The 24,041-nt window shown below is 69.1% G+C and carries 24 protein-coding genes and 1 riboswitch; of the genes, 11 read left to right on the plus strand and 13 right to left on the minus strand.

The window, feature by feature from the left end; genetic code table 11:
• Positions 1-72: 72 nt before the first annotated feature.
• Positions 73-951: a cytochrome c oxidase assembly protein gene (locus tag BN3385_RS05320; RefSeq protein ID WP_082690294.1), complete on the plus strand. Its 879-nt coding sequence runs from the start codon at positions 73-75 to the stop codon at positions 949-951.
• Positions 952-1,011: 60 nt separating this feature from the next.
• Here the strand turns inward: BN3385_RS05320 and BN3385_RS05325 are convergent, their stop codons facing one another.
• The 3 genes from BN3385_RS05325 to glnX are packed head-to-tail and all read right to left on the minus strand — an operon-like array spanning position 1,012 to position 5,578.
• Positions 1,012-3,264 (minus strand): serine/threonine-protein kinase PknG, encoded by a 2,253-nt coding sequence (locus BN3385_RS05325; protein WP_059015563.1) that lies wholly within the window; start codon positions 3,262-3,264, stop codon positions 1,012-1,014.
• Positions 3,264-4,259, minus strand: coding sequence for a glutamate ABC transporter substrate-binding protein (locus BN3385_RS05330; RefSeq protein ID WP_059015564.1), 996 nt, complete (start codon positions 4,257-4,259; stop codon positions 3,264-3,266). Before BN3385_RS05330 ends, BN3385_RS05325 begins: the two co-directional genes overlap by 1 nt.
• Positions 4,256-5,578, minus strand: coding sequence for a protein kinase G-activating protein GlnX (gene glnX / locus BN3385_RS05335; protein WP_059015565.1), 1,323 nt, complete (start codon positions 5,576-5,578; stop codon positions 4,256-4,258). The genes BN3385_RS05330 and glnX overlap by 4 nt, the downstream gene beginning before the upstream one ends.
• 127 nt (positions 5,579-5,705) lie before the next feature.
• Between glnX and BN3385_RS05340 the strand changes: the two genes are divergently transcribed.
• Positions 5,706-6,287 (plus strand): NUDIX hydrolase, encoded by a 582-nt coding sequence (locus tag BN3385_RS05340; protein ID WP_059015566.1) that lies wholly within the window; start codon positions 5,706-5,708, stop codon positions 6,285-6,287.
• On the opposite strand, the gene thiE is transcribed toward BN3385_RS05340, so the two are convergent.
• Positions 6,271-7,053, minus strand: coding sequence for a thiamine phosphate synthase (gene thiE / locus BN3385_RS05345; protein ID WP_059015567.1), 783 nt, complete (start codon positions 7,051-7,053; stop codon positions 6,271-6,273). The two genes, BN3385_RS05340 and thiE, sit on opposite strands and share 17 nt — an antisense overlap.
• A gap of 24 nt (positions 7,054-7,077) precedes the next feature.
• Positions 7,078-7,190: riboswitch (TPP riboswitch) on the plus strand.
• On the opposite strand from thiE, the gene thiO reads away from it, so the two are divergent.
• The 4 genes from thiO to BN3385_RS05365 all read left to right on the plus strand — a co-directional run bounded on the left by thiO (position 7,159) and on the right by BN3385_RS05365 (position 9,956).
• A complete protein-coding gene (thiO, locus tag BN3385_RS05350) occupies positions 7,159-8,235 on the plus strand; it encodes a glycine oxidase ThiO (RefSeq protein ID WP_502688039.1) in 1,077 nt (358 codons plus the stop codon). Its footprint overlaps the riboswitch before it by 32 nt.
• Positions 8,232-8,429 carry a sulfur carrier protein ThiS gene (thiS, locus tag BN3385_RS05355; protein WP_059015569.1) on the plus strand — a complete coding sequence of 66 codons (198 nt, stop codon included), beginning with the start codon at positions 8,232-8,234 and terminating at the stop codon, positions 8,427-8,429. The genes thiO and thiS overlap by 4 nt, the downstream gene beginning before the upstream one ends.
• 1 nt (position 8,430) lies before the next feature.
• Complete coding sequence (locus BN3385_RS05360; protein ID WP_502688052.1) at positions 8,431-9,186, plus strand: thiazole synthase; 756 nt, start codon at positions 8,431-8,433, stop codon at positions 9,184-9,186.
• Positions 9,186-9,956, plus strand: a complete 771-nt coding sequence (locus BN3385_RS05365; protein WP_059015571.1) for an SGNH/GDSL hydrolase family protein — start codon at positions 9,186-9,188, stop codon at positions 9,954-9,956. The genes BN3385_RS05360 and BN3385_RS05365 overlap by 1 nt, the downstream gene beginning before the upstream one ends.
• On the opposite strand, the gene BN3385_RS05370 is transcribed toward BN3385_RS05365, so the two are convergent.
• The 3 genes from BN3385_RS05370 to BN3385_RS05380 are packed head-to-tail and all read right to left on the minus strand — an operon-like array spanning position 9,947 to position 12,679.
• Positions 9,947-10,645 (minus strand): TIGR03943 family putative permease subunit, encoded by a 699-nt coding sequence (locus tag BN3385_RS05370; RefSeq protein ID WP_059015572.1) that lies wholly within the window; start codon positions 10,643-10,645, stop codon positions 9,947-9,949. The genes BN3385_RS05365 and BN3385_RS05370 overlap by 10 nt on opposite strands.
• A complete protein-coding gene (locus BN3385_RS05375; protein WP_059016427.1) occupies positions 10,642-11,619 on the minus strand; it encodes a permease in 978 nt (325 codons plus the stop codon). The genes BN3385_RS05370 and BN3385_RS05375 overlap by 4 nt, the downstream gene beginning before the upstream one ends.
• A 40-nt stretch (positions 11,620-11,659) precedes the next feature.
• The gene (locus BN3385_RS05380; RefSeq protein WP_059015573.1) at positions 11,660-12,679 is read right to left on the minus strand and encodes a cyclase family protein; all 1,020 of its coding nucleotides are present in this window, start codon (positions 12,677-12,679) and stop codon (positions 11,660-11,662) included.
• Between the two features lie 62 nt (positions 12,680-12,741).
• Here BN3385_RS05380 and BN3385_RS05385 point away from each other — a divergent pair, with 62 nt between their 5' ends.
• The gene (locus BN3385_RS05385; RefSeq protein ID WP_082690382.1) at positions 12,742-14,235 is read left to right on the plus strand and encodes a M28 family metallopeptidase; all 1,494 of its coding nucleotides are present in this window, start codon (positions 12,742-12,744) and stop codon (positions 14,233-14,235) included.
• Here the strand turns inward: BN3385_RS05385 and BN3385_RS05390 are convergent, their stop codons facing one another.
• The 6 genes from BN3385_RS05390 to BN3385_RS05415 are packed head-to-tail and all read right to left on the minus strand — an operon-like array spanning position 14,236 to position 19,972.
• A complete protein-coding gene (locus tag BN3385_RS05390; protein WP_059015574.1) occupies positions 14,236-14,871 on the minus strand; it encodes a hypothetical protein in 636 nt (211 codons plus the stop codon).
• Entirely contained in the window at positions 14,868-16,130 is a 1,263-nt protein-coding gene (locus BN3385_RS05395) for a uracil-xanthine permease family protein (protein ID WP_059016430.1), read from the minus strand. The genes BN3385_RS05390 and BN3385_RS05395 overlap by 4 nt, the downstream gene beginning before the upstream one ends.
• A 45-nt stretch (positions 16,131-16,175) precedes the next feature.
• A complete protein-coding gene (locus BN3385_RS05400) occupies positions 16,176-16,631 on the minus strand; it encodes a ribose-5-phosphate isomerase (protein ID WP_059015575.1) in 456 nt (151 codons plus the stop codon).
• Entirely contained in the window at positions 16,628-18,355 is a 1,728-nt protein-coding gene (locus BN3385_RS05405; protein ID WP_059015576.1) for a dihydroxyacetone kinase family protein, read from the minus strand. Before BN3385_RS05405 ends, BN3385_RS05400 begins: the two co-directional genes overlap by 4 nt.
• Positions 18,356-18,360: 5 nt before the next feature.
• On the minus strand, positions 18,361-19,128 hold the full coding sequence (locus tag BN3385_RS05410; protein WP_059015577.1) for an SDR family NAD(P)-dependent oxidoreductase: 768 nt from the start codon (positions 19,126-19,128) through the stop codon (positions 18,361-18,363).
• A 13-nt stretch (positions 19,129-19,141) separates the two neighbouring features.
• Positions 19,142-19,972 (minus strand): sugar phosphate isomerase/epimerase family protein, encoded by an 831-nt coding sequence (locus tag BN3385_RS05415; RefSeq protein WP_059015578.1) that lies wholly within the window; start codon positions 19,970-19,972, stop codon positions 19,142-19,144.
• Between the two features lie 187 nt (positions 19,973-20,159).
• Between BN3385_RS05415 and BN3385_RS05420 the strand changes: the two genes are divergently transcribed.
• The 4 genes from BN3385_RS05420 to BN3385_RS05435 are packed head-to-tail and all read left to right on the plus strand — an operon-like array spanning position 20,160 to position 24,034.
• The gene (locus BN3385_RS05420; RefSeq protein WP_059015579.1) at positions 20,160-21,503 is read left to right on the plus strand and encodes an MFS transporter; all 1,344 of its coding nucleotides are present in this window, start codon (positions 20,160-20,162) and stop codon (positions 21,501-21,503) included.
• Positions 21,500-22,345, plus strand: a complete 846-nt coding sequence (locus BN3385_RS05425) for a transketolase (protein ID WP_059015580.1) — start codon at positions 21,500-21,502, stop codon at positions 22,343-22,345. Before BN3385_RS05420 ends, BN3385_RS05425 begins: the two co-directional genes overlap by 4 nt.
• Positions 22,346-22,374: 29 nt before the next feature.
• Positions 22,375-23,325, plus strand: a complete 951-nt coding sequence (locus BN3385_RS05430) for a transketolase family protein (RefSeq protein ID WP_082690383.1) — start codon at positions 22,375-22,377, stop codon at positions 23,323-23,325.
• Between the two features lie 40 nt (positions 23,326-23,365).
• Positions 23,366-24,034 (plus strand): GntR family transcriptional regulator, encoded by a 669-nt coding sequence (locus BN3385_RS05435; RefSeq protein WP_059015582.1) that lies wholly within the window; start codon positions 23,366-23,368, stop codon positions 24,032-24,034.
• Positions 24,035-24,041 lie beyond the last annotated feature (7 nt).

Below are 24,041 nucleotides of genomic sequence, written 5' to 3' on the forward strand. Positions count from 1 at the left end.
CCTGGCTGGAAAGCGAGCAAGCCCAGCAACGTCACGGCGGGTTCCCAGGAAATGCACGTAGCGTCGGCGGCCATGGTCCTGATGTCGTGGACTCTGGATGTGGGCGCACTCGTCGCGATGACGATCGTCGGCGCGGTGTACTTCGGGTCCCGCCGCGCGGCCGGGACTGCGGTGACGCGCGGCCAGGCCTGCTGTTTCGCGGCGGGCCTGGTGGTGTGGGCGCTGGCGACGTTCTCCGCGGTGGGTGTTTACGCACCGGTGCTGTTCTGGGTGCGTGCGCTGCAGGTGCTGTTGTTGCTGTTCGGGGCGCCACTGCTGCTGGCGCTGGGCCGTCCGGTGGCCGTGGTGCAGGCCGGCTCACGGCTGGGCCGGCGGATCGTGGACCGTGGGTTGTGCTCGCCGGTGGTGCGGTTCGCGGCCTCGCCGATGGTCACGTCGATCGCGATGCTGGCCACACCGTGGCTGCTCTACCTGACACCCTGGTACGTCGCATCGATGACCGGGCCCCTGGCCGCGTCGACCCGGTTCGTCCTGCTGATGGTCGGGTTTGGCTACTTCTATGCGCGGCTGCAGGCCGATCCGGTGCCGCGGCGGTACTCGCCGCTGCTGTCGCTGGGCATCAGCGTGATGGAGTCGCTGGCCGATGGCCTGCTGGGCGTGGTGCTGTGGCTCGGCCCGATCATCGCCGTGGACTATTACGTTGCCCTGCAGCGGGATTGGGGTCCAAGCCAGCGGGTCGATCAGTCCATCGGGGCGGGAATCCTCTGGATCGTCGGCGACGTGGTGGGCATTCCGTTCGTCCTGGTGCTGATGCGGGCGCTGGGCCGCGACGAACGCCGCAAGGCCGCCCTGGTGGACGCCGAACTGGCTGCGGCGCCTGCGGATTCAGCGACCTCGACGCTGTGGTGGGAAAGCGATCCGGTGCTGCGGGAACGCTTCGGCCTGCGTTGAGTGTGCGTCCAGGGCGGGAATCTGACCGAATTCCCGCCCTGGACGCACACTCAACGAGTGCTAGAAGGTGCTCGTCGGCCGCACGTTGTTGGCCATGTCCACCAACGCATAGCGGTGCGCCTGGCTGGTGGCCACCCGGGCCAGGTTGCGCAGTGCGGCCTCCACACCCAGGCGCAGGCCGTGGTCGGTGAACGGGAAACCGAGGATGTGGTTCGTGCTGGCCTCATGCTCGGCGATCCAGTCCATCGCCGTACCGAGCACCAGCGCGCGGATCTGCAGCACGCGGGGCTCGGTGTCGGGCAGCGCCTCGACCCGGCGCGCGGCGTCGCGGATCTGCTCCTCGGTGAGCTCGTGGGCCGAGCGGCCGGAGAGCAGGGTCACCGCGCTGGTCAGCCGCGCGGTGGTGAAATGCCGTGAGGAGACGGGTACTTCGTCGAGGGTGCGCACCGCTGCCTCACGCTCACCCTCCACCGACTGCGCCCGCGCCAGCCCGAAGCCTGCCGAGATGATGTTGTTGTCGGTGTGCCAGACGGTCTGGTAGTACGGCCGCTCATCGGAGGTGCCCGCCAGTTCGGCCGTCGCCGCCAGGGCCAGCTTCGGCGCCTGCTCGCCGGGGAAGGTGTCCAGAACCTCGGTGAAATGCTTTGTCGCCGAGTCATAGTCACTGGTCAGCAGTTCCGAAACCGCTTTGAACCAGACCAGCCGCCAGCGCCAGCCCACCCGTTCGGCCAGGTCGTCGAGCTTGCGGTTGGCTTTGGCCACGTCACCCAGATCGAGTAGGGCCCGCACTTCCATCAATGGCAGCTCCACCGACTCGCTGAGGTCGATCCCCTCCGAATCCAGTGAGCCGTGCCGCGCCGCGCGCAGCGAGTCCAGGGTCTGCACCGGCTGCGACAGCACGGTCGCCGACAGCACGGTGGCCGCCACATCGCTCGGGTCCACTAGCGGCACCGGCAGCGCGGTCACGATCTCCGGGGCGGTTAGCTTCTCGGCGTGCGCCAGACCGTCGAGATAGACATCGGTATGGGCGACAAGCAGTTCCACCCCGAACGTGGACCGGGTCCTGGTGAACACCGTCGACAGACCGGGGCGCGGCACCCCGGTGTCCTCGGCCACGACTTCGCGCAGCACACCGATCAACTGTGACGACATCTCCTCGGCCGTGGCGAACCGGCGACGCGGATCGGGGTCGATCGCCCGCCGTAGCAGCCGGCCGAACGAGTCGTACTTGGCCAGTACCGGATCGTCCTCCGGAAGCCCATCGACGTAGCGGCCCTTGCGGGTGCGCAGGTTCAGCGTCAAAGCAGCCAGGGTGCGGCCCACGGTGTAGATGTCGGAGGCGATCGTCGGCCCGGTGCGCACGATCTCGGGAGCCTGGTAACCCGGAGTGCCGTAGAGGTAGCCGAACGAGTTGATCCGGGACACCGCGCCGAGGTCGATCAGCTTGAGCTGCTCCTCGGTGACCATGACGTTCTCCGGCTTGAGGTCGTTGTAGCACAAGCCGATCGAATGCAGATAGCCCAGGGCGGGCAGGATTTCCAGCATGTAGGCAATGGCCTCGGACACCGGGAGGCGTTCGCCCTTGGGCAGTTTCAGCGATTTACCGCCGACGTACTCCATCACGATGTAGCCGACCGGTTCACCGTGGGAGTCCGGATGCTCGACGAAGTTGAAGATTTTCACGATCGACGGATGGACGACCTCGGCCAGGAACTGCCGTTCGGCCATCGCGATCGCCTGGGCCTCGGCGTCACCGGAGTGCACCAGGCCTTTGAGCACCACCGGGCGTTCGTTGACGTTGTGGTCGACCGCCAGATACACCCAGCCCAGTCCGCCGTGCGCCACACAGCCCTTGATCTCGTACTGGTCGGCGACCATGTCGCCGGGTGAGAGTTGCGGCACGAACGAGTAGGCGCTGCCGCAGTGCGGGCACCAGCCCTCCGACTCCGCGGCCACTTCCTTCGAGGACCGGCCGACCGGGCGCCCGCAGTTCCAGCAGAACCGCTTCGACTCGGCGACAACGGGATTGACCATCAGCGCCGCGAGCGGGTCGATCTCGGGCACCCGCGGGATCTCCACCAGGCCGCCGCCCAGCCGGCGGGTCGGGGAGAGTAATCGCGCCACCGTGGTGTGGTGCATCTCCTCGGGTTCGGTCCCCACACTGCCGACCGAGTCGTCATCGTCGTCGAAGTTGGGCCGGAAGATGGCCTGGGTGGCCATCGGCCGCATCGTCGACATCGAATCCATGCCGAGGTCGTCGAAACTGGCCGGCTGGGTGCCGACGTCGACTTCGGGGGTCTCCGGGGTGTCCATCAGTCCAGATACCTCGGAGTCGGGGGAGCCGGAGCCGGGCCTAGCACCGTCAACCACTTGCGGTACAACGTGTTCCACGTGCCGTCGCGGCGGATGCGTTCCAGCGTGCCGTTGACGAAGCGCACCAGCCCGGTGTTCTCCAGGTTGATCCCGATCCCGTACGGCTCCTGGGCCATGTTCGGCCCGATGATGTGCAGATACGGATCCTGGGCCACCAAACCGGCCAGAATCGAGTCATCGGTGCTGACCGCGTCGACTTCCCGTTGCTGCAGTGCCACAAGGCAATCCGCCCACGTCACCACCGTCACGATGATCGGCGGCGGCGCGATCTGCTGTACCCGCTTCAGTGACGTGGTGCCGCGGGCCACGCACACCCGCTTACCGGACAGGTCCGACGCCTGCGCGATCGCCGATTCCCGCGGCGCCAGAATGCGCTGGTAGGCGGTGAAGTACACGGTGGAGAAGTTCACCTGCTTGCGTCGCTCGCAGGTGATGGTCATGGTCTTGACGACGATGTCCACGGTGTTGCTCTGCAAGGCGCTGATCCGGTCGGCCGAGGACAGAATGCGGTATTCGACCTGCGAGGGCGTACCGAAGATGTCACGGGACACCTCACCGGCGATGTCGACGTCGAATCCGGTGATCTCCCCGGTGATCGGGTCGCGGAAGCTGAACAGGTTGCTGCCGATGTCCAGGCCGACGATGAGCCGGCCCCGGGCCCGGATGTTGGCCACCGCGGCGTCGGCGTCGGCCTTGTTGGTGAACGGCCGCAGGCTGGCGGTGCGATCGCAGTTGTTCTCGTCGGGATTCGGCGGCTGCGGCGGTTCCGGCGGCAGTTCGGCCATCCCGGCGGGCGTCGGTGGCGCGAGGGTGGGCACCGGGGGTGCCACGGTGTACTCCGTCTTGCCGCAGCCGGTGGCAAGCGTCGCCGCGATGACCACGATGCCGGCCAGTGCCCGCAGCGTCCGTCGGTTGGCCTTCGCGCGCGCGTTCATTTGCGGTACTCACTGAGCCTGGGCCACAGCCCCAACGCCACCGCGATCGCCGCGCCGACCGACAGCACCGCCCCGCCGACCGTCGTCCCGGACAGCACCCGGCGGGCGGACAGGATGTCGTTGCGCAACTGGTTGCGGCTCTCCCGGATGCCGCTGGACAGCGCGGCGTCGAGTTTGTCGAACGCCGGCGTCGAATCGTCCTCGCCGGTCCCCAGCGCCACCTGGGTGGCGGCCTGGTAGTTGCCGACCGCGATGTAGGCGTTGATCCGCTCGTCGGCCTGCCGCCACTTCATCAGCAGCTGATCGGCGTCGGCCAGATCGCTCTTGTCGATCGCGTCCTCGCGGGCCAGGTATTCGGTGAGCTGCTGGTGCATCGTTTCAACGCGCTGGTAGTAGGACCGTTTGCGAATGTCTTCGTCACCGCGGCGGATCAGGGACAGCGTCTCGTCGGCGCGGGCCTGCTGCGCGGTGATCGCCAGGTTAGTCACCGTTTTCAGAGACTCGGCCGCGGTGTCTTTGGCCGCGCGGCTCCCGGCGGTCGAGATGGCCAGCGCCGAGCCCACCCAGATGATCATGATCAGGATCGCCAGACCGCCCGCGATCAGGCCGACATTGACCCGGCGTTTGGTGTGCGAGGCCAGCCACCGGTGCGCGAACGCGCCGAACACCAGGGTGATGGCGACGACGACGATCACCGGCGCGGGAATCCGGGTCGAGGCGGTGGTCTCGGCGTCCACCCGTGCCGAGGTCTGCTCGTAGAGCTGCTGGGCGTCCGGCAGGATCTGCTGCTGCATCAACGCCGAGGCCTCCGACAGGTAGGACGAACCCACCGGATTGCCCATCCGGTTGTTGGTCCGCGCCGTCTCGATCAACCCGGTGTAGACCGCCAGCCGGGCATTGATACGGCCGAGCAACTGGATCAGTGGCTCGTCGGTCAGTCCGCTGGCCGCCCGGGTCACGGCGACGGCGGCGTCGGTGATGGCCTGCTCGTAGCGCTGGCGCACCGCGCGCGGTTCGGATCCGGCGATGAACGCGGTGGCAGCGGCGGCGTCGGCCACCGACAGCGTGGTGTAGAGCTGGCCGGCGGCGAAGGCCAGCGGCTCGGTGTGGTTGAGCACGGTGGTCAGCTGACGCTGCCGGTCGTTGATCGTCGTCGAAGTCGCGAAAGCACTCAGCAGGCCCAGAGTGGCCAGGATGATGCCGATGGTCAGGATCCGTCCCGGGCTGGTTCGGAAGAACCACCACCGGGGGTGGGCGGGCTCGGTCGGCGACCGCCATGCCAATGGCTCGGTCGACGGGTGCGCCACCTCAACGGTCACCTCGCGCGGACCTCATTTCCTTCGCCCGGATCCCAATCGCGCTTCCTGAGTGAATTCTAAGAGCACCTGTGACGGATGGGGCAGGATCGGCCGACGAGTACCGGCGTGGCGTGCTTATCCTGAACGCGTGCGAGGTGACGGCGACGGCTGGGTGGTGTCCGAGACCGGCACGCCGTACTGGGGGCGGCACGGCGCCGCCGGGCTGTTGTTGCGCGCACCCCAGCCGGATGGCACCCCCGCGGTCCTGCTCCAGCACCGCGCGCCGTGGAGTCATCAGGGTGGCACCTGGGCGCTGCCGGGCGGGGCGCGCGACAGCCACGAGACCGCCGAGCAGGCCGCGATGCGCGAAGCTCACGAGGAAGCCGGTCTGCCCGCCGAGCACCTGCAGGTGCGCGCCACCGTCATCACTGCCGAGGTGACCGGACAGGGCGACACCTCCTGGACGTACACCACCGTCGTCGCCGACGCCCACGAACTGCTCACCACGGTGCCCAACCGGGAGAGCTCGGAGCTGCGCTGGGTGGCCGAGGACGAGGTGGCCGACCTGCCGCTGCATCCGGGATTCGCCGCCAGCTGGCAGCAGTTGCGCATCACCGAGGTACGGCCGCACGAGCACGACGCATGCCGGCTGCCCGGGCCGCACACCGTGGAGATCGAGGCCGGCGTGTTCATCTGGTGCGCACCGGCCCCGGTCACTCAGCAGTTCTGAGCGCCGCGCGCAGCCGGGATGCCGCCGCAGCGGGATCGGCGGCCGCCGTGATCGCACGCACGACCACCACCCGGCGCGCACCCGCCGCGAGCACCTCCGGCAGCCGCTGCTCGTCGATCCCGCCGATGGCGAACCACGGCTTATCGGCGTGCAGCCCGGCCACCTCGCGCACCAGGTCCAGGCCCGGGGCCGGACGCGCGAGCACCTCCGGCAGCCGCTGCTCGTCGATCCCGCCGATGGCGAACCACGGCTTATCGGCGTGCAGCCCGGCCACCTCGCGCACCAGGTCCAGGCCCGGGGCCGGACGGCCAGGTTTGGTCGGGGTGGGCCAGCACGGCCCGACGCAGAAGTAGTCGACGTCCTCCATCAGCGCCCGGCCGGCCTCGCCGCTGGCGTGGGTGGAGCGCCCGATCACGGTGTCGGGCCCGACGATGTCACGGGCGACCTCCAGCGGCAGATCGTCCTGGCCGAGATGCAGGATGTCGGCGCCGGCGGCGCGGGCGATGTCGGCGCGGTCGTTGACGGCCAGTAGCGCGCCGTGGCGTCGCGCCGCGTCGGCCAGGATCTCCAGCGCGGCCAGCTCGGCGCGGGCCTCCAGCGGCCCGAACCGCTGCTCACCGGGCGAGCCCTTGTCCCGCAACTGGATGATGTCCACCCCGCCGGCCAGTGCCGCCTCGGCGAACTCGGCCAGATCACCGCGCTCGCGACGAGCGTCGGTGCACAGGTACAGCCGTGCGGCGGCAAGTGTGGTTCGACGTTCGTGCACACCGCGACGGTAGCGGCTAGCGTGGAGGTTCGGCACGGGAGTCCCTGGAGCGGGACTGAGAGTGGAGGCCAGACCCCTCCAGACCGTCACCACCTGATCCGGGTCATGCCGGCGAAGGGAAGCGAAAGGGACATGTCGGTGGAATCGCTGGCCGTCATCGGGGGCGGCGTCATCGGTCTTGCGGTGGCGCGCCGCGCTGCGCAGGCGGGGCTCTCGGTGCGGGTGCACCGCGACGGGCCCTGGGGGCAGGAGCGAAGCGACCGGGGGGATCGGCTCAGCCCTGGCGCCTCCTGGGTGGCGGGCGGCATGCTCGCCCCCCGCAGCGAGGGCTGGCCCGGCGAAGAGCAGTTACTCACTATCGGGGTGGACTCGCTGCGGCTGTGGTACAGCGGCTTCCTCGACGGCCTGCCCGGCGATGTCGTCACCGCCCGCGAGTCGCTGGTGGTCGCCGTCGACCGGGCCGATGCCGCCGATCTGAAGACGGTCGCGGACTGGCTGGCTGAGCAGGGCCATCCGGTGGCCGTCACCACTGCGGCCCGGGACCTCGAACCGCTTCTGGCCCAAGGGATCCGGCACGGCTTTGTGGCCGAGGGTGAACTGTCGGTGGACAACCGCAAGCTGGTTGAGGCGCTGGCCGGGCACTGCGAGCAGCTCGGGGTGCAGTGGGCCGGGCCGGTCGAGCGGGTCGACGATGCCCGCGCAGGGGTGGACACCGTGGTGATCGCCAACGGCATCGACGCGCCCGCGCTGTGGCCGGGTCTGCCGGTGCGGCCGGTCAAGGGTGAGGTGCTGCGGCTGCGCTGGCGACCGGGCTGTATGCCGGTGCCGCAGCGGGTCATTCGGGCCCGGGTGCACGGCAGGCCGGTCTACCTGGTGCCGCGTGCCGACGGCCTGGTGGTGGGTGCCACCCAGTACGAGCACGGCCGCGACACCGCGCCCTCGGTCACCGGTGTGCGGGATCTGCTCGACGACGCCTGCGAGGTGATGCCCTGCCTTGGCGAGTACGAACTTGCCGAAGCCGCGGCGGGCCTGCGGCCGATGACGCCGGACAACATGCCGATCGTCGGGCGGCTCGACGAGCACACCCTGGTGGCCACCGGCCACGGCCGCTCGGGTTTCCTGCTGGCGCCGTGGACGGCCGAGCAGATCGCCGCCGAACTGCTGGTGGGAGCGCGGGCATGAAGGTCACCGTCAACGACGAAGAGCTCGAGATCGGCTCAGACACCACGGTATCGGCGCTGCTGGCCAGTCTCGACATTCCGGAGAAGGGGATCGCCGTGGCGGTCAACTGGGCGGTTCTGCCGCGCTCGCAATGGGATTCGGTGCTATCGGAGGGGGCACGTGTGGAGGTGGTGACGGCGGTGCAGGGTGGCTGACATCAAGCAATTGACGATCGCGGGCCGCACATTCGGTTCACGGCTGATCCTGGGTACCGGCGGGGCGCCGAACCTGACCGTGCTGGAGGAGGCGCTGATCGCCTCGGGCACCGAGCTGACCACCGTCGCTATGCGGCGAGTCGACGCCGAGGGCGGAACCGGGGTCCTCGATCTGCTCAACCGGCTGGAGATCACCCCGCTGCCCAACACCGCGGGCTGCCGCGGGGCGGCCGAGGCGGTGCTGACCGCACAGTTGGCCCGTGAGGCCCTGGGCACCGACTGGGTGAAACTCGAGGTGATCGCCGACGAACGGACCCTGTTGCCCGATGCCGTCGAATTGGTCCGCGCGGCCGAGCAATTGGTCGACGACGGCTTCGTCGTGCTGCCCTACACCAATGACGATCCGGTATTGGCACGTCGGTTGGAGGACACCGGCTGCGCGGCGGTGATGCCGCTCGGCTCGCCGATCGGCACCGGGCTGGGCATCGCCAACCCGCACAACATCGAGATGATCGTGGCCGCCGCCGGCGTCCCGGTGATCCTCGACGCCGGGATCGGAACCGCCAGTGATGCCGCCCTGGCCATGGAATTGGGTTGTGACGCCGTCCTTCTGGCCAGCGCGGTGACCCGCGCCGCCGACCCGCCCGCCATGGCCGCGGCCATGGCCTCGGCGGTGACCGCCGGACTGCTGGCCCGCCACGCCGGCCGCATCCCCAAGCGCTTCTGGGCGCAAGCCTCCAGCCCCACCCTCGCCTGATGGCGAAACGCTACGTCGCCCTCGGCAGTTCGATGGCCGCCGGGCCCGGCATCACACCCAGGGTTGCGGGGTCACCGGTCGCCGCGGGCCGCTCGGCGCGCAACTACGCCCACCTGACCGCCGCGACGCTCGGTCTGGATCTGGTCGACGTCACCTACTCCGGGGCCACCACCGCCAACATCCTGCGGGAACCTCAGCGCGGGGCGCCACCCCAAATCGATGCCCTGGACGGCACCGAGGAACTGATCACCGTCACCATCGGCGGCAACGACGTCGGCTACGTGCCACTGCTGGTCGCCGCGAGCCTGCCCTCGCTCGTGCGGTCGCTGCCCGTCCTGGGCGGCGCCTTACGCGAGGCGCTGGAGCCGGTGGCGCGTGAGCGGGCCCTCGACACCGTCGGCGACTCACTGCGCGAGGTAGGACAGGCCCTGCGGGCACGCTCACCGAACGCGCGAATCCTGTTCGTGGACTATCTGACTCTGCTGCCGCCGCCGGGTGTGCCCGCCCCGCCGCTGCCTGGCGACATCGCCGACCTCGGCCGCCACATCGCTGACCGGCTCGCCCGGATCACGGCTCAGGCAGCCCACGACACCGAGTGTGTGGTGGTTGAGGCCGCACTGGCCAGCCGTGACCACCACGCGTGGTCAGCCCAGCCGTGGACGGTCGGCGCGGGCCTGCCGCTGCCGTGGCGGCCGGCACCATTTCACCCCAACGCCGACGGAATGCGCGCGGTGGCCGAGCTGATCGCGACGAGCTTCGATCAGCCGTAGGTGTTGGCCGGTGCGTCGATGCGCACCATGCTGGACACCTCGATGCGGGGGATGGAATCGGTGCCCGAATACCGTTGCCCCGCAGGCACGGAGCCTTCCACCCGCAGCCAGGTGTTGTCCGGCAACCCCGCCACCTCCGGCAGCGCCGGGCCGGTCACCTGCAAACGGGCCAGTTGTGCGTCGGCCGCGCAGCAGAAGATGACGATCTTGGCCAGATACACCCGGTCGCCCTCGTGCATGGTGAACCCCGTCGTGGTGATCTGCCGGCCGTCCAGGCCACCCACCTGACCCACCGCGACCCGCATCAACACCTCGGGCAGCGAGATCGTGGGTGCCGGGCCGGGCGGTAGCGGCGGAAACGACCGGGCCTCGCTCACGGTGATGGTGGCCGGGGGAGTTGCCTTGGCGCTCAACGCCGGTGGGACGACGAAGATCAGCAGGATCACCGGGACCACCAGCAACCAGACGATGCCGCTGCGGTGGGTGTGCCCCGCATGGTGATGCTCACCGCCGCCGCGGATATCCCGGGTGATCGCCACCAGTGCCAGCCCGATCAGGATCACCGCTGAGGCTGCCAGCCAGGGCAGCATGCCGGGTTTGACGTAGCGGGTGTAGGCGCCGGTGACGGTGACCATGGCCACCGCGATCCCCACGATCAGCAGCACCACGTTCTCGGTCTCGCGCCTCACAGCAGCACCAGCCCGACTGCGGTCGCCAGCACCGTGGCCACCACCAACGTCACCGGAGCGAACCGCACCGCGAACGCCCGGCCGAACAATCCGGCCTGCATCGCCACGAGTTTCACGTCCACCGCCGGACCGACCACCAGGAACACCAGGCGCGGGATCAACGGCAGCATGGTCAGGCTCGCGGCCACAAACGCGTCAGCCTCTGAGCACAGCGCCAGCACGAACGCCAGCAGCGCCATGGTGACGACACCGATCAGCAGATTCCCGGCGACATGCTCGAACACCCACGGCGGCACCACAACCCGCAAGGTCGCCGCTGCGGCGGCCCCGATCACCAGATAGGCGCCGGCCTGCAGGAAGTCATGTCGCGCCGCCTCGGTGAACACCGTCCAGCGGGAGTCACCCTCATCGTGGGTGCGCGGCAGCGTGCGAGTGACCCAACCGGGCCGGCCCCACCGCGACCACAGCGCGCCCATCACCACCGCGGTGGCCAGCGATGCCACACAGCGGGCCAGCACCATCTGCGGCTGCCCCGGGAACGCCACCGCGGTCGCGACCAGAACCACCGGGTTGATCGCCGGAGCGGACAGCATGAACGTCAGCGCCGCGGCACCCACCGGCCCCTCGCCGTAGAGCCGGCGGGCCACGGGAACCGATCCGCATTCGCAGCCCGGCAGCGCGGCACCCGCGACACCGGCGGCCAGCACCGCCGCCGGTGCCCGACGCGGTAACCAGCGCGCCAGCCGTTCGGTGGAGACGTAGGCAGCGATCAGCCCGCTGATCACCACACCAAGCACCAGGAACGGCACCGCCTGCAGGAACACCCCGCTGAACACCGTGCCCGCGGTGGCCAGCTTGTCGTTGCCCGCCACGCCGTCGCGCATCCAGGTGCCCGCCAGGGCGCACACCACCAGGCCCGCCACCAGCACCTCGGTGGAGGTGACCAGGGGGCGACGGGGTGCGGCGACGGTCACGCGGGCCATCCTGCCACTCGAGTCCGGCAATCCCCTGTCGTCAGAAGATTGCCAGCGGGTTCACGGCTGACCCGGTGCCGCCGCGGAAGCGCCACGGGGCAGCGCTCACGAAGAACGTCCACCGGCCCTCCTCGGCGCACGCGGCAGACAGGCCGTCCAACTCGGCTTGGTCCAGCAGCGTCAGACCCAGATAGGGGATACCGACCATGTGCACCGGCTCGGGCCACATGTCGAAACCTGCGGGCGCCGGGTGCACGTCGCCGTCGGAGTCATTGGCCAGCACTGCCACCCGCCGGTCATGCAGCCACGGCAGGCAGGATCCGTGCAGGCCCGAGCCGTGCCGGTAGGTGTTGGCCGGCCCCGCCCCGTTGCGGATGAACAGGATATCGCCTTCGCCCACAACGACATTGGCGGCGCGTTCGGCGGCCTCGAGGTCGTCGGGGGTGATCGCGCTGCCGACCGGCAGCGGTCCGCCGCGAACCCGGGCCACGTCGAGGAGCACACCGCGCCCGACGATGCCGACCGCGCCGACGTGCTCGATGCCCAGCACCGCGCTACCCGAGTCGGTGGCGTTGTCCACCGAGTAGCCGTTGTACATCCCGTCGCGACCGCCCGGGGTGTAGATGTGACACAGGGCGTCCACGTGGGTGACGGCGAAGCCGTGGCAGTTCAGTTGGACGACGTCGAGGCTGCCCGCCTCTTCCGGCGGTTCGTCGGTGTAACTGCGCATCTCGTAGCTGAAGTCCCGCAGATTGGGTGTGCCGACGCCGAACTCCCAGCCCAGTGGCACCACCCGCCCGGTGCGGATCTGCGCCGCCGCCTCGACACGTTTGGCGGGCGTGAGGTAGTTCAGGGTGCCCAGTTGGTCGTCCGGTCCCCAGCGGCCCCAGTTCGACAGGGCCGGCAGCGCCCGCTCCAACGACGCGTCGTCGACGATCGGGTCGGCCTGGGCGTGGGCGGTTGCCGATGACCCGACCGCCGCTCCCGCTGCCGCGGCGGCGGCCAGCAAGAGCGCATGACGACGCGACAGCGCGGCATCCGAGTGCGCAGGTCGGTCCACGGCGTCGACCGTAACCGCGGGGCCGTTGCGGCGCGAGCGCTACCCTGGGCGCGGTGAAGCGCATCCCCCTGGCTCTGACGGCCGGTCCGGCTGTCATCGCCGTCGTCGTCGCCCTGGCCGGCTGCAGCAAGCCCGCCGACTCCGCCGCCCCGGTGATCGCGCCGAAACCCGCCGCCGAGTTCGCCGACGGACTGCGCAAGCAGGTCACTACCGACGCAATGGTGTCTCACCTGCAGAAGCTGCAGGACATCGCCAACGCCAACAACGGCACCCGGGCGGTGGGCACGCCGGGCTTCGACGCCAGCGTGGACTACGTCGCCGGAGTGCTACGGGAACGCGGCTTCGACGTCACCACCCCGGAGTTCCAGACCAGGATCTTCCAGACCGGCAAACCCGAGGTGACCGTCGGCGGGGCCGGCGTCGAGGCACGTCCGCTGGAGTTCAGCGCGGGTACTCCGCCCGCCGGTGTCAGCGGTCCGCTGGTGGCGGCGCCGGCCGACGAGACGCCCGGTTGCGCGGCCGCCGACTACGCCGGCCTGCCGGTCAAGGGCGCCATCGTCCTGGTGGATCGGGGCAGCTGCCCGTTCGCCGAGAAGCAGGCGATCGCCACCAAAGAGGGCGCGATCGGGATGATCGTGGCCAATAACGTCGACGAGGAGCGCATGGGTGCCACTCTCGGCGAGGACACCACGGTCACGATCCCGGTGGTCAGCGTGAGCAAGGCTGACGGCGCACGGCTGCGGGCCAACCCGGGACCCGCCACGATCAAACTCGAGGCGTCCACCAAGACCATCAACGCCCGCAATGTGATCGCCCAGACCAAGACCGGCTCCACCCAGGATGTCGTGGTGGTCGGCGGACACCTGGACAGCGTTCCGGACGGTCCCGGTATCAACGACAACGGCTCGGGCGTGGCCGCGGTCCTGGAGACGGCTCAACAACTCGGCCCCGATCCGCAGGTGAAGAACGCCGTTCGGTTCGCGTTCTGGGGCGCCGAGGAGATCGGCACCGTCGGATCGAAGAAGTACATCGAATCGCTGAATGTCGATCAGCTCAAGGACATTGCGCTGTATCTGAACTTCGACATGATCGGATCGCCCAACCCCGGCTACTTCACCTACGACGGGGATCAGTCGACGGCGCCGGGCCGCGACCAGAATGTGCCGCGGGTGCCGGAAGGTTCTCCGGGGATCGAACGCACGCTGGTCGCTTACCTCGCGTCGGCCGGAAAGACCGCGCAGGACACGTCGTTCGACGGGCGCTCAGACTACGACGCGTTCACGATGGCCGGTATCCCGGCCGGCGGCCTGTTCTCCGGAGCCGAGGAGAACAAGACCGTCGATCAGCAGAAGCTGTGGGGCGGAACCGCCGATGCGCCGTTCGACCCGAACTATCACAAGGCCACCGACACCCTCGATCGCATCGACCGCGACTGCCTGGGTATCCAGGGCGGCGGTGTGGCGTTCGCGGTCGGGCTCTACGCCCAGGACATCTCGGGTCGCAACGGGGTGCCGGTGCGTGATGACCGCACCCGCCATGTGATCACTGAATCCTGATCAGAGCGTCCAGAGATCCAGGGCTGCTTCGCAGTTGGCTGCCAGCAGACGTTCCCCGACGGCGGGCTGGCGCAGCCACTCCAGCACCGTTGGCATGACGGCAGGTTCAGCCGGCTCGCCGATGGTGAAGACGTACACCACCAGGTCGGCCAGGTGCAGGGCGGCCGGTTCGGTGTCCAGTACCAGCCAGCGATCCAGCTGCGGGCGTAGCGGGCGGTCGCACCAGTAGGTGAAGTCGATCAGGGTCGGGCTGTCGGAGAAGTAGCCGAGGTCGGCGGGAAAGCCTGCCAGCAGGCCGCTCCACAGATCATCGACCAGCGCCGTCACGACCGCGTTCTCTGCTGTCGGCCACGACGGTACCCGGCCTTTCAGCCTGGACAGGTCGAACGCGAACACTGGGGACTGTTCGTCGAGCAGCAACTCGATGAGGCGGGGAAAGAAATGTCGAAAGGCGTTGTCATCCATCGACATCAGATGCACTGCCTCCAGTTGCGGCAGCGACAGCGAGTGCAGTGGTGTGCGCCGGATGTCGGCTTCGGACCACTCCGGTCCGCACTGCGGGCAGACCGCCAGGTCGGACGGTAGCGAGTAGGCGTCGAAGGTCTCGTAGAGCCGATCGACGATGCCCGACGTCACCCCGTTCGGGCTGCGCCGCGCAACGCGCTCAGCGCCCTCATCCCGTGGTAGACCACCAGCGCCGCAATGGAACCCAGCGCGATCCCGGTGAACGTGAGAGTGCCGATCTTCCAGGTGAAGTCGGCGATCCCGATGATCAGCGCGATCGCGGCGGTCATCTGGTTGACCGGTAGGCCGAAGTCCACGTGATTGGTCAGCCAGATCCGCACACCGAGTACCCCGACCAGACCGTAGAGCACGATCGTCGCCCCGCCGAGGACGCCCGCCGGGATGGCTGAGATGGCCGCACCGACCTTGGGGCACAACGCCAGAACGATCGCGGTGACCCCGGCAACCCAGTAGGCGGCGGTGGAGTAGACCCGGGTGGCGGCCATCACGCCGATGTTCTCGGCGTAGGTCGTGGTGGCCGAACCGCCGCCGATGCCGGCCAGCACGGTGGCCACCCCGTCGGCGGCCAGCGCCCGGCCGGTCAGCGGGTCGGTGTCCACTCCGGTCATCTGGCCGACCGACTTCACGTGCCCGATGTTCTCGGCGACGAGCGCGATCACCGCGGGCAGAAACATCGGCAGCACAGCCAGATTGATGGTCGGTGTCTGGAAGGTCGGCAGCCCCACCCAGCCGGCCGCCGCGATCCCGGAGGTGTCGACCTCGCCGAGTGCCAGCGCCAGCACGTAGCCCGCTGCTACGGCCAGGAAGATGGCCAGCCGGCCGATGATCCCGCGGAAGAACGCCAGTGCCCCGACCAGAAGCACCAGCGTGACGATGCCGACCAGCGGCCCCTTCTCGAAGTTCGACTTGGCCGCCGGCGCCAGATTGAACCCGATGAGCGCGACGATGGCGCCGGTGACCACCGGCGGCAGGGTCACCTCGATCCAGTGCGTGCCCACCACGTGAACCGTCACCCCGATCAGGATGAGCAGCAGACCTACGGCCACCAGGCCGCCGAGGGCGCTCCCGGCGCCGTGCGAGGCGACGGCGGCGGTGACTGGGGCGATCACCGAGAAGCTCGACCCCAGATAGCTCGGCAGCCGGTTGCCGGTGATCACCAGGAACAGCAAGGTGCCGATCCCGGAGAACAGCAGGGTGGTGGCCGGCGGGAACCCGGTCAGCACGGGCACCAGGAATGTCGCTCCGAACATCGCGACCACATGCTGGGCCCCGATCCCCAGCGTTCGCGGCCAGCTCAGCCGTTGGTCGGGGGCGACGACGAAGTCCTCGTCGGGGTTAGTGTCGACGCGCGTCCAAGTCAGCGGAATCACGGTCAGCACTCAACCGCATGCGGACCCGCCGCGCACCCCGGTTGGTCAGACCGGCTCGTACTCGCAGATCGCCGCGACCTTGGCCGCTGACGCCGAGGACGGGTCGAACCGGTAGCCGAGCCATTCCCGTACCAGGCGGCGCGCCAGTTCGATGCCGATCACCCGCTCGCCGAAGCACAGCACCTGGGCGTCATTACTCAGAATCGCCCGCTCCACCGAGAAGCTGTCGTGCGCGGTGACGGCGCGCACCCCGGGCACCTTGTTGGCGCTGATGGCCACCCCGAGCCCGGTGCCACAGATCAGCAGGGCCCGATCGGCCGAGCCGTCGGCCACCATGCGGGCAGCGGTGACGGCCACGTGCGGGTACGCGGTGTGCTCGTCGGGTCCGACCCCGACGTCGACGACCGAGGCGACGCGGTCGTCCTGCTCGAGATCGCGGCGCAGCACGTTCTTGTAGGTCAGACCGGCGTCGTCGCAGCCGATCACGATGCGCAGGCTCACGGGAGCTCCTCCAGAAGGTCACAGATGGTGTGGATGCACATGGTCAGTGAGATCGCGCCGGCATCCGGGGTGCCGACACTGCGGTCGGCCAGCGGGCGAGCCCGACCGGTCTTGGGCCGCATGTCGGCGGTCGCTGCCGCTGCTTTGTCGGCCACTTCGGCTGAGGTCAACCAGGCTGTGCGCCAGTCTTTTCCGGCGCTCACGGACGATTCCACCGCCGCCACGAACGGGGCCAGTGCGTCGAGCATGGTCTTGTCCCCGGGCTGGGCGCCACCGAGTTGCACCAGCGCGTCGTGCCCGGCGCGCAGTGCCGCGGTGACGGCGGCGGTGTCGGGCATCCCCCAATTGCCCAACCGATCCGCGGCCGCCGTCAGCGCGGCACCCCACAGCACCCCGGAGGTGCCGCCGGCCTGGGCAGCCCAGGCCTCCCCGGCGCCGCGCAGCACGGCTGCCGCGCCGCCCCCCGCGGCGGCGGTGGTGGCTGCGGCGTGCGCAGCCGCCCCGGTGCCCTTCACCATGCCGCGGCCGTGGTCGCCGTCACCGGCGACGGCATCGATGCGGCCCAGTTCGGCCTCGGCATCGACCATCCGGGCGGCGATCCGCCCCATGGTCGAGGCGATCGCGGCTCCGCAGAGCTGGGATTGGGAATCGGTGTGTGATGTGCGCACCGCGGCGATCGGACGGGTTTCGACGGCGGTGGTGCGACGGGTTGCGCTGTCGCCGTTGACTACTCGACCCTTGCGGTAGGCCGGGGTGTCGGTGGGGGAGGTCCACAGCCTTTCGAGCTCGTCGTCGAGCCACATCACGGTCAGCGAGCAGCCCGCCATGTCGAGGCTGGTGACCAGCTCGCCGACCTCCGGGTGCACCACGGTGTGGCCGGAGTCGGCGAGCAACCGCGACACCGTCGACCACAGCACGAACAGTTCCTCGTACTTGGTGCGGCCCAGCCCGTTGAGGATCACCGCCACGCGGTCACCGGCGTCGGCCGGCTTCTCGGCCAGCACCCCGGCGACCAGCTGGGCAGCGAGGTCGGCGGCGGCCGGCATCGTGCTCGTCGACACTCCGGGCTCGCCGTGGATTCCCAGTCCGAGATCCATGGTTCCGGGGGCCACGCTGAACAGCGGCCGCTGTGCACCAGGCAGCGTGCATCCGTCGAAGGCCACGCCCAGCGTCCGTGTTGCAGCGTTGGCGGACTGGGCGATTCGCTCGACCTCGTCGAGGTCGGCACCTTCCTCGGCGGCCGCGCCGGCGCAGCGGAAGACGGTGAAGTCGCCGGCGATCCCGCGCCGTTTGGTGGTCTCCTCGGTGGGAGCACTGGCGATATCGTCGGTCACCGCTACGTAGCGGGCGTCGATCCCGTCGGCGCGCAACTGCTGGACGGCCAGACCGAAATTCATCACGTCACCGGCGTAGTTGCCGGTGATGAGCAGCACCCCGGAGTCCCCGTGCGCGGCCCGCGCCACCGATGCGGCCTGCTGGGCCGACGGTGAGGTGAAGATGTTGCCGACCACGGCCCCGTCGGCGAAGCCCGGACCCACCACACCGCAGAACGCGGGATAGTGGCCCGACCCGCCGCCGACGACGACAGCCACCTTGCCAGAAGGGGTTTCGGCTGCGCGGACCACACCGCCGGGCACGCCGATCACATAGCGCGAGTAGATGTCGAGGAAGCCGCCCAGCATGTCCTCGGTGAAGGTGGCCGGGTCGTTGAAGAGATGCGTCATGGCCGTCAGTGGATGTGGCTGCCGCCGTTGATGTCGACGGTGGTACCGGTGAGGTAACTCGCGTCGCGGCTGGACAGGAAGGTGATGACGGCGGCGACTTCTTCGGTGGTGGCGGTGCGGCCCACCGGAATGTCCTTGGCCAGCTTGGCTTCCTGCTCGTCGGTCGAGCCCACCCGGATATCGGTGTCGACGGCACCCGGCGTCACGGCGTTGACCGTCACCCCGGTCTCGGCGATCTCGCGGGCCAGTGCCTTGGTGAAGCCCAGGATCGCGGCCTTGGCCGACGAGTAGGGCACCTTGCCGAACACGCCGCCACCGCGTTGTGCCGACACCGAGGACATGTTGACGATGCGGCCCCAGCCGCGCTCGATCATGTCCGGCAGGAATGCCTTGGTGACCAGATAGGTGCCGGTGGCATTGACCGCCATCACGGCGTTCCAGATGTCCAGGGTGGTCTCCAGGAAGGGGACCGGCGAGGTGATGCCGGCGATATTGGCCAGCGCGCCGACCGGCGGCAGGTTACCCGCGGCGACCTCGGCGGCGACGGCCTGCTGGGCCTCCCGTACCGAATCCTCGGAGGTGACGTCGACGGTGTAGCCGAAAGCCGGTACCGCGTACTGGTTTCCGATCTCGGCGGCGATCTTCTCGGAACGCTCACCGTCGAGATCGAGGATCACCACGGCCCAGCCCTCGCTGGCGTAGCGGCGGGCGGTGGCGGCCCCGATGCCCCGCTCGGAGGCGGCGCCGGTGATGACTGCGGTCAGCTGGGACATGGTGGTGCTCCTTCTAGATGAGATCGGAAATCAGCTGCGCCGCTTCTGCTGTGGCGCGAGGTCGTTGGTCGTCGGTGATGTCTCGGGTTTCGAGTTCGAGGGCGAAGTGCCCGGCGTAGCCGACGTCGGCGAGGGCTTTGAGACCGCCGCGGAAGTCCACCTCGCCCCGGCCGATCGAGAGGTTGATGTTGCCGGGCACCGCATCCCGCAGGTGGACGTGGGCGATGCGGGAGGCGAACCGGGCGACGAAATCCGACGGATGCCCGCCTGATGCCACGATGTGGCTGAAGTCCATGACCACGCCGACCGCGCTTGCTTCGAGCCGCTCGGTGAGCAGTGCGGCCCGGTCGATATCGCAGCACAGCCGATGGAAGTGCAGCGACTCGGTCCAGATTTCGACGCCCCATGCGCGGGCTGCGGTCTGGGCGCGGATCAACTCGGCGGCCACCAGGTCGAGGTCGTCCTCCAGGCGTGCCAGGGGAGTGTGGCTGATGGCGCCGCACGGCAGGACGAGTGCGCGGGCGCCGGTGAGCTGGGCCAGGTGCAGCAGAGCATCGAGGTGCTCGTCGCGCCGCTCCCGCGCCTCGCCGTCGACCGGCTGGTTGAGATCGCCGATGTCGCCGTTGATCGACCGCACCTGCAACCCGGAGTCGGTGACCACCCCAGCGACGGCCCGCACCGCGGCGGCGTCCAGGTGATAGGGAACGTGGTCGCACACGCCGGGCAGTGCGCCCAGGTCGATCTCGCCGAAGCCCAGGTCCGCGATGACGTCCAGGGCCGCAGGCAGGGGCAGGTGACGAAAACTGATCGTCGAGCAGCCCAGCCGGGTGTGCGTGGAAGTCATGAACGCGTCCTTGAGTCAGATGTGATCGCCACCACAGGGTATAGCGTTGACTGTTGACAGTCAACTGGCGACGGAACTTTGATGTTGACTGTTGACAATGAATATGATGCGGCTCACACTGAGTGGCCTGGGGCACTGTCAACCGTCGACAGTGACTTTGACCTCACGGTTTGAAAGGATCAGGCTCATGAGCGATGACGCTCTGACGATGCGGGGCCCGGTGCACGGCACCAAGGACGCCCGCCGGGTAGCGATCGGCTCCGGTGTCGGTGCCGTGATCGAGACCTATGACTTCATCGGGTTCGGGACCGCGGCGGCCCTCTACTTCGGCACCGCGTTCTTCCCGCATTCCAGCCCGGTAGCCGGCACACTGGCCGCCTTCGCCACGCTCGGCGTCGGCTTCGCCGCCCGCCCGATCGGCGGCATCATCGGCGGCCACCTCGGCGACAAGGTCGGCCGCAAGCCCGTCCTGGTGGCCTCGCTGATCATCATGGGCCTGGCCACGTTCGCGATCGGCCTACTGCCCACCTACGCCGCAGTGGGTGTGCTGGCGCCCGCGCTGCTCGTGACGGTCCGCATCATTCAGGGCCTGGCGTTCGGTGCCGAATGGGGCGGTGCCATCTTGATGAGCTACGAGCATGCCCCGTGGAAGCAGAAGGGGCGCTACACCGGCATCGTCCAGGCCGGCTTCCCGGTCGGCCTGCTGCTGGCCAACCTGGTCTTCCTGGTCAGCGTTCACCTCGGTGGTGACTGGGCCTGGCGGGTCCCGTTCCTGGCCAGCATCGTGCTCGTCGCTGTCGGCCTGATCATCCGGGCCCGGGTTCCGGAGTCCCCGGTGTTCGAAGACGTCAAGGAGTCGGGCAGCATCGTTCGCGCGCCGATCGTCGAGGTGTTCAAGACCGACTGGCGCAACATCCTGCGCGGTATCGGCCTGCGTATCGCCGAGACCGCCGGCTACGCCGTCTCGATCACCTACATGATCTCCTACCTCAAGAGCGCCCAGCTGGCCACCAAGACGGAAACCCTTGTGGCACTGTGCATTGCCTCGGCCATCGGCATCTTCGCCACCATGGGGTGGGCTCGGCTCACCGACACCATCGGCCGACGCAAGGTGTACCTGTGGGTATGCGCGTTCGGCATCCCGTTCGGCGTGGTGATGTTCCTGCTGGTCAACACCGGGCTGATGATCCTGATCATCGCCACGTTCGTGGTGGCCTACGGCGTGTGCCAGAACGCGCTGGCCGGTGCGCAGGGCGCCTGGTTCCCCGAACTGTTCGCCGCGCACACCCGCACCTCGGGTGCCTCGCTGGCCTACCAGATCTCGGCGATGGTCTCGGGCTTCACCCCGTTCATCACCACGCTGCTCTACGAGGCCTTCGGATGGTTCGGCCCGGCGCTGCTGTTCAGCCTCTACGCCGCCATCGGACTGGTGGCTGCACTGCTGACCCGCGAGACCTGGGGCCCGCGGGAGCGCGAACTGGCCGACCTGGCCGCCGCCAGCACCCTGGACACCAGGAAGGTTGCCGCATGAGCCGGGCCCAGGCGGTGGCGGATGCCGCCTACCGGATGCGCCACCATGTGCTGAACATGGGGGAGGCCCAGGGCCAGGGCTATGTCGGCCAGGCCCTCGGTGCCGCCGATATGCTGGCCTGCGTCTACGCCGATCAACTGCGCTACCGCGCCGAGGATCCGCACTGGCCGGGCCGGGACCGGTTCCTGCTCTCGACCGGTCACTACGCCATCGGGCTCTACGCGGCACTGGCCGAGGCCGGCATCATCGGGGTCGACGAACTCGACACCTACGGCTGCGACGAGTCCCGGCTGCCGATGTCCGGAATGGCAAGCTACACACCGGGAATGGAGATCTCCGGCGGCTCCCTCGGCCACGGGTTGACGGTGGCCGTCGGGATGGCCCTGGGCCTGCGCCACCTCGGCTCGCAAGCCCGGGTGTTCAACTTCCTGTCCGACGGCGAACTCGACGAGGGGTCCACCTGGGAGGCCGCCATGGGCGCGAGCCACCATCAGCTGGGCAACCTGACCGCCATGGTCGACATCAACGCGCTGCAGGCCGACGGTCCGACCGTCGGGGTGCTGCGCACCGAACCGGTCGCTGAGAAGTGGCAGGCATGCGGGTGGTTCACCCAGCGCGTCGACGGGAACGACGTCGATGCCCTGCTGGCGGCCTTCGACGCCGCCGGCGCTGCGGCCCAGAGCACCGGCGCACCGTCAGTCATCCTGTGCGACACCAGAATCGGGCGCGGTGTGCCCATGCTCGAAACCCGCGAGAAGGCCCACTTCATGCGCATCGACGCCGACGAGTGGCAGCTGTGCCGCGACCAATTGACCCTCGGATATGAAGGAGTCCCCGCGTGACTTCCGCAGCGCCCCTGCGCACGTCGGCGATGATCGCCTCGTTCGCCGACCCCGGCCAGCGCACCACACCTGCCCCGTTCGGTCACGCTCTGGTGGCCGCCGCCCAGCAGGATGACCGCATCGTCGGTCTGACCGCCGACCTCGGCAAGTACACCGATATGCACATCTTCGCTCAGGCCTTCCCCGAGCGGTTCTTCCAGATGGGGATGGCCGAGCAGCTGTTGTTCGGTGCGGCGGCCGGGATGGCCGAGGTCGGCCTGGTGCCGTTCGCGTCCACCTATTCGGTGTTCGCCGCGCGCCGCGCCTACGACTTCATCTGCCTCGACATTGCTGAGCCGGGCCTCAACGTCAACATCGTCGGCGGGCTGCCCGGACTGACCACGGGCTACGGTCCGTCGCACCAGGCGACCGAGGACGTGGCGATCTTCCGTGGCATGCCGAACCTGACGATCGTCGACCCGTGCGACTCGGTGGATATCGAGCAGGCCGTCCCGCAGCTCGCCGAGCACCCTGGGCCGACCTATCTGCGCCTGCTGCGCGGCCAGGTACCCACGGTCCTCGACGAATACGACTACCGCTTCGAGCTGGGCAAGGCCGCGCTGCTGCGCGGCGGCGCCGACGTACTGCTGATCTCCAGCGGGCTGATGACGATGCGGGCACTGCAGGCCGCCGAGCAGTTGGCCGCCCACCGGGTGGACGTCGCGGTGCTGCACACCCCGACGCTCAAGCCGTTCGACACCGCGACCGCGCTGGCCGAACTGGCCGCCGACCGGCTGGTGCTGACGCTGGAGAACCACACCGTGGTCGGCGGGTTGTTCGAGACCGTCGCCGGCACCGTGGTGCGGGCCGGACTGAACCGCGCGATCCACCCGGTCGGTCTGCCCGATGAATTCCTGGCCGCCGGTGCGCTGCCGACGCTGCACGAACGCTACGGCTTGTCGACGTCGCGGATCGTCAGCACGGTGCTCGAGCGGCTGTAAGGTGTTGACAGCCAGTTGTCAACAGTCGAAGGAGCGTCGAATGTCGGTGGAATCGACGTCGTTGCTGCGGCTGGAGAAGACCAGCCTGCGTGAGCAGGCGCTGACCGCTCTGCGCCGGGCGATCACCACCGGCCAGCTTCGCCCGGGCACCCACCTGGTGGAGACCGAGCTGTCCGAGGCGTTGCAGATCAGCCGCGGAACACTGCGCGAGGCCATGCGCCAACTGCAGCAGGAGGGCCTGATCTCGGCCGGACCACGCGGCAGGCTCTCGGTGCGCCATCTCGATGCCAAGGAGATCAAGGACATCTTCACGGTCCGGGCCGCGCTGGAATCACTGGCCGCTCGGGAGCTGGCCAACCGTCCGGACCGGGCGGAGGCCGCTGAGACGCTGCGGCAGGCGGTGGCCGAGATGGACCGCTGGGCGGCCGCGAATCTCGAGGACCGGATCGAAGCCGACCTGAAGTTCCATCGGACCATGTGCCAGATGTCGGGTAACGAGACGCTGCTGCACTCGTGGTCGTCGTTGGAGGGCAGCATCCGGATGTCGATCATGTTCGCCGGGGTGGACCGCGCGATCAAGAACATGGACTCCAAACGGCACCTGGTGATTGTCGACGCCATCGAATCCGGCGATGCCGACGAGGCCGCCGCGGCTGTTGCCGAACACATGTCCGGCGCGGCGTCCGTCTTGGTGACCGGAGCGGCTTAGCCTGCAG

Source organism: Mycobacterium sp. M26, from assembly GCF_001494595.1.
Lineage (GTDB): Bacteria > Actinomycetota > Actinomycetes > Mycobacteriales > Mycobacteriaceae > Mycobacterium.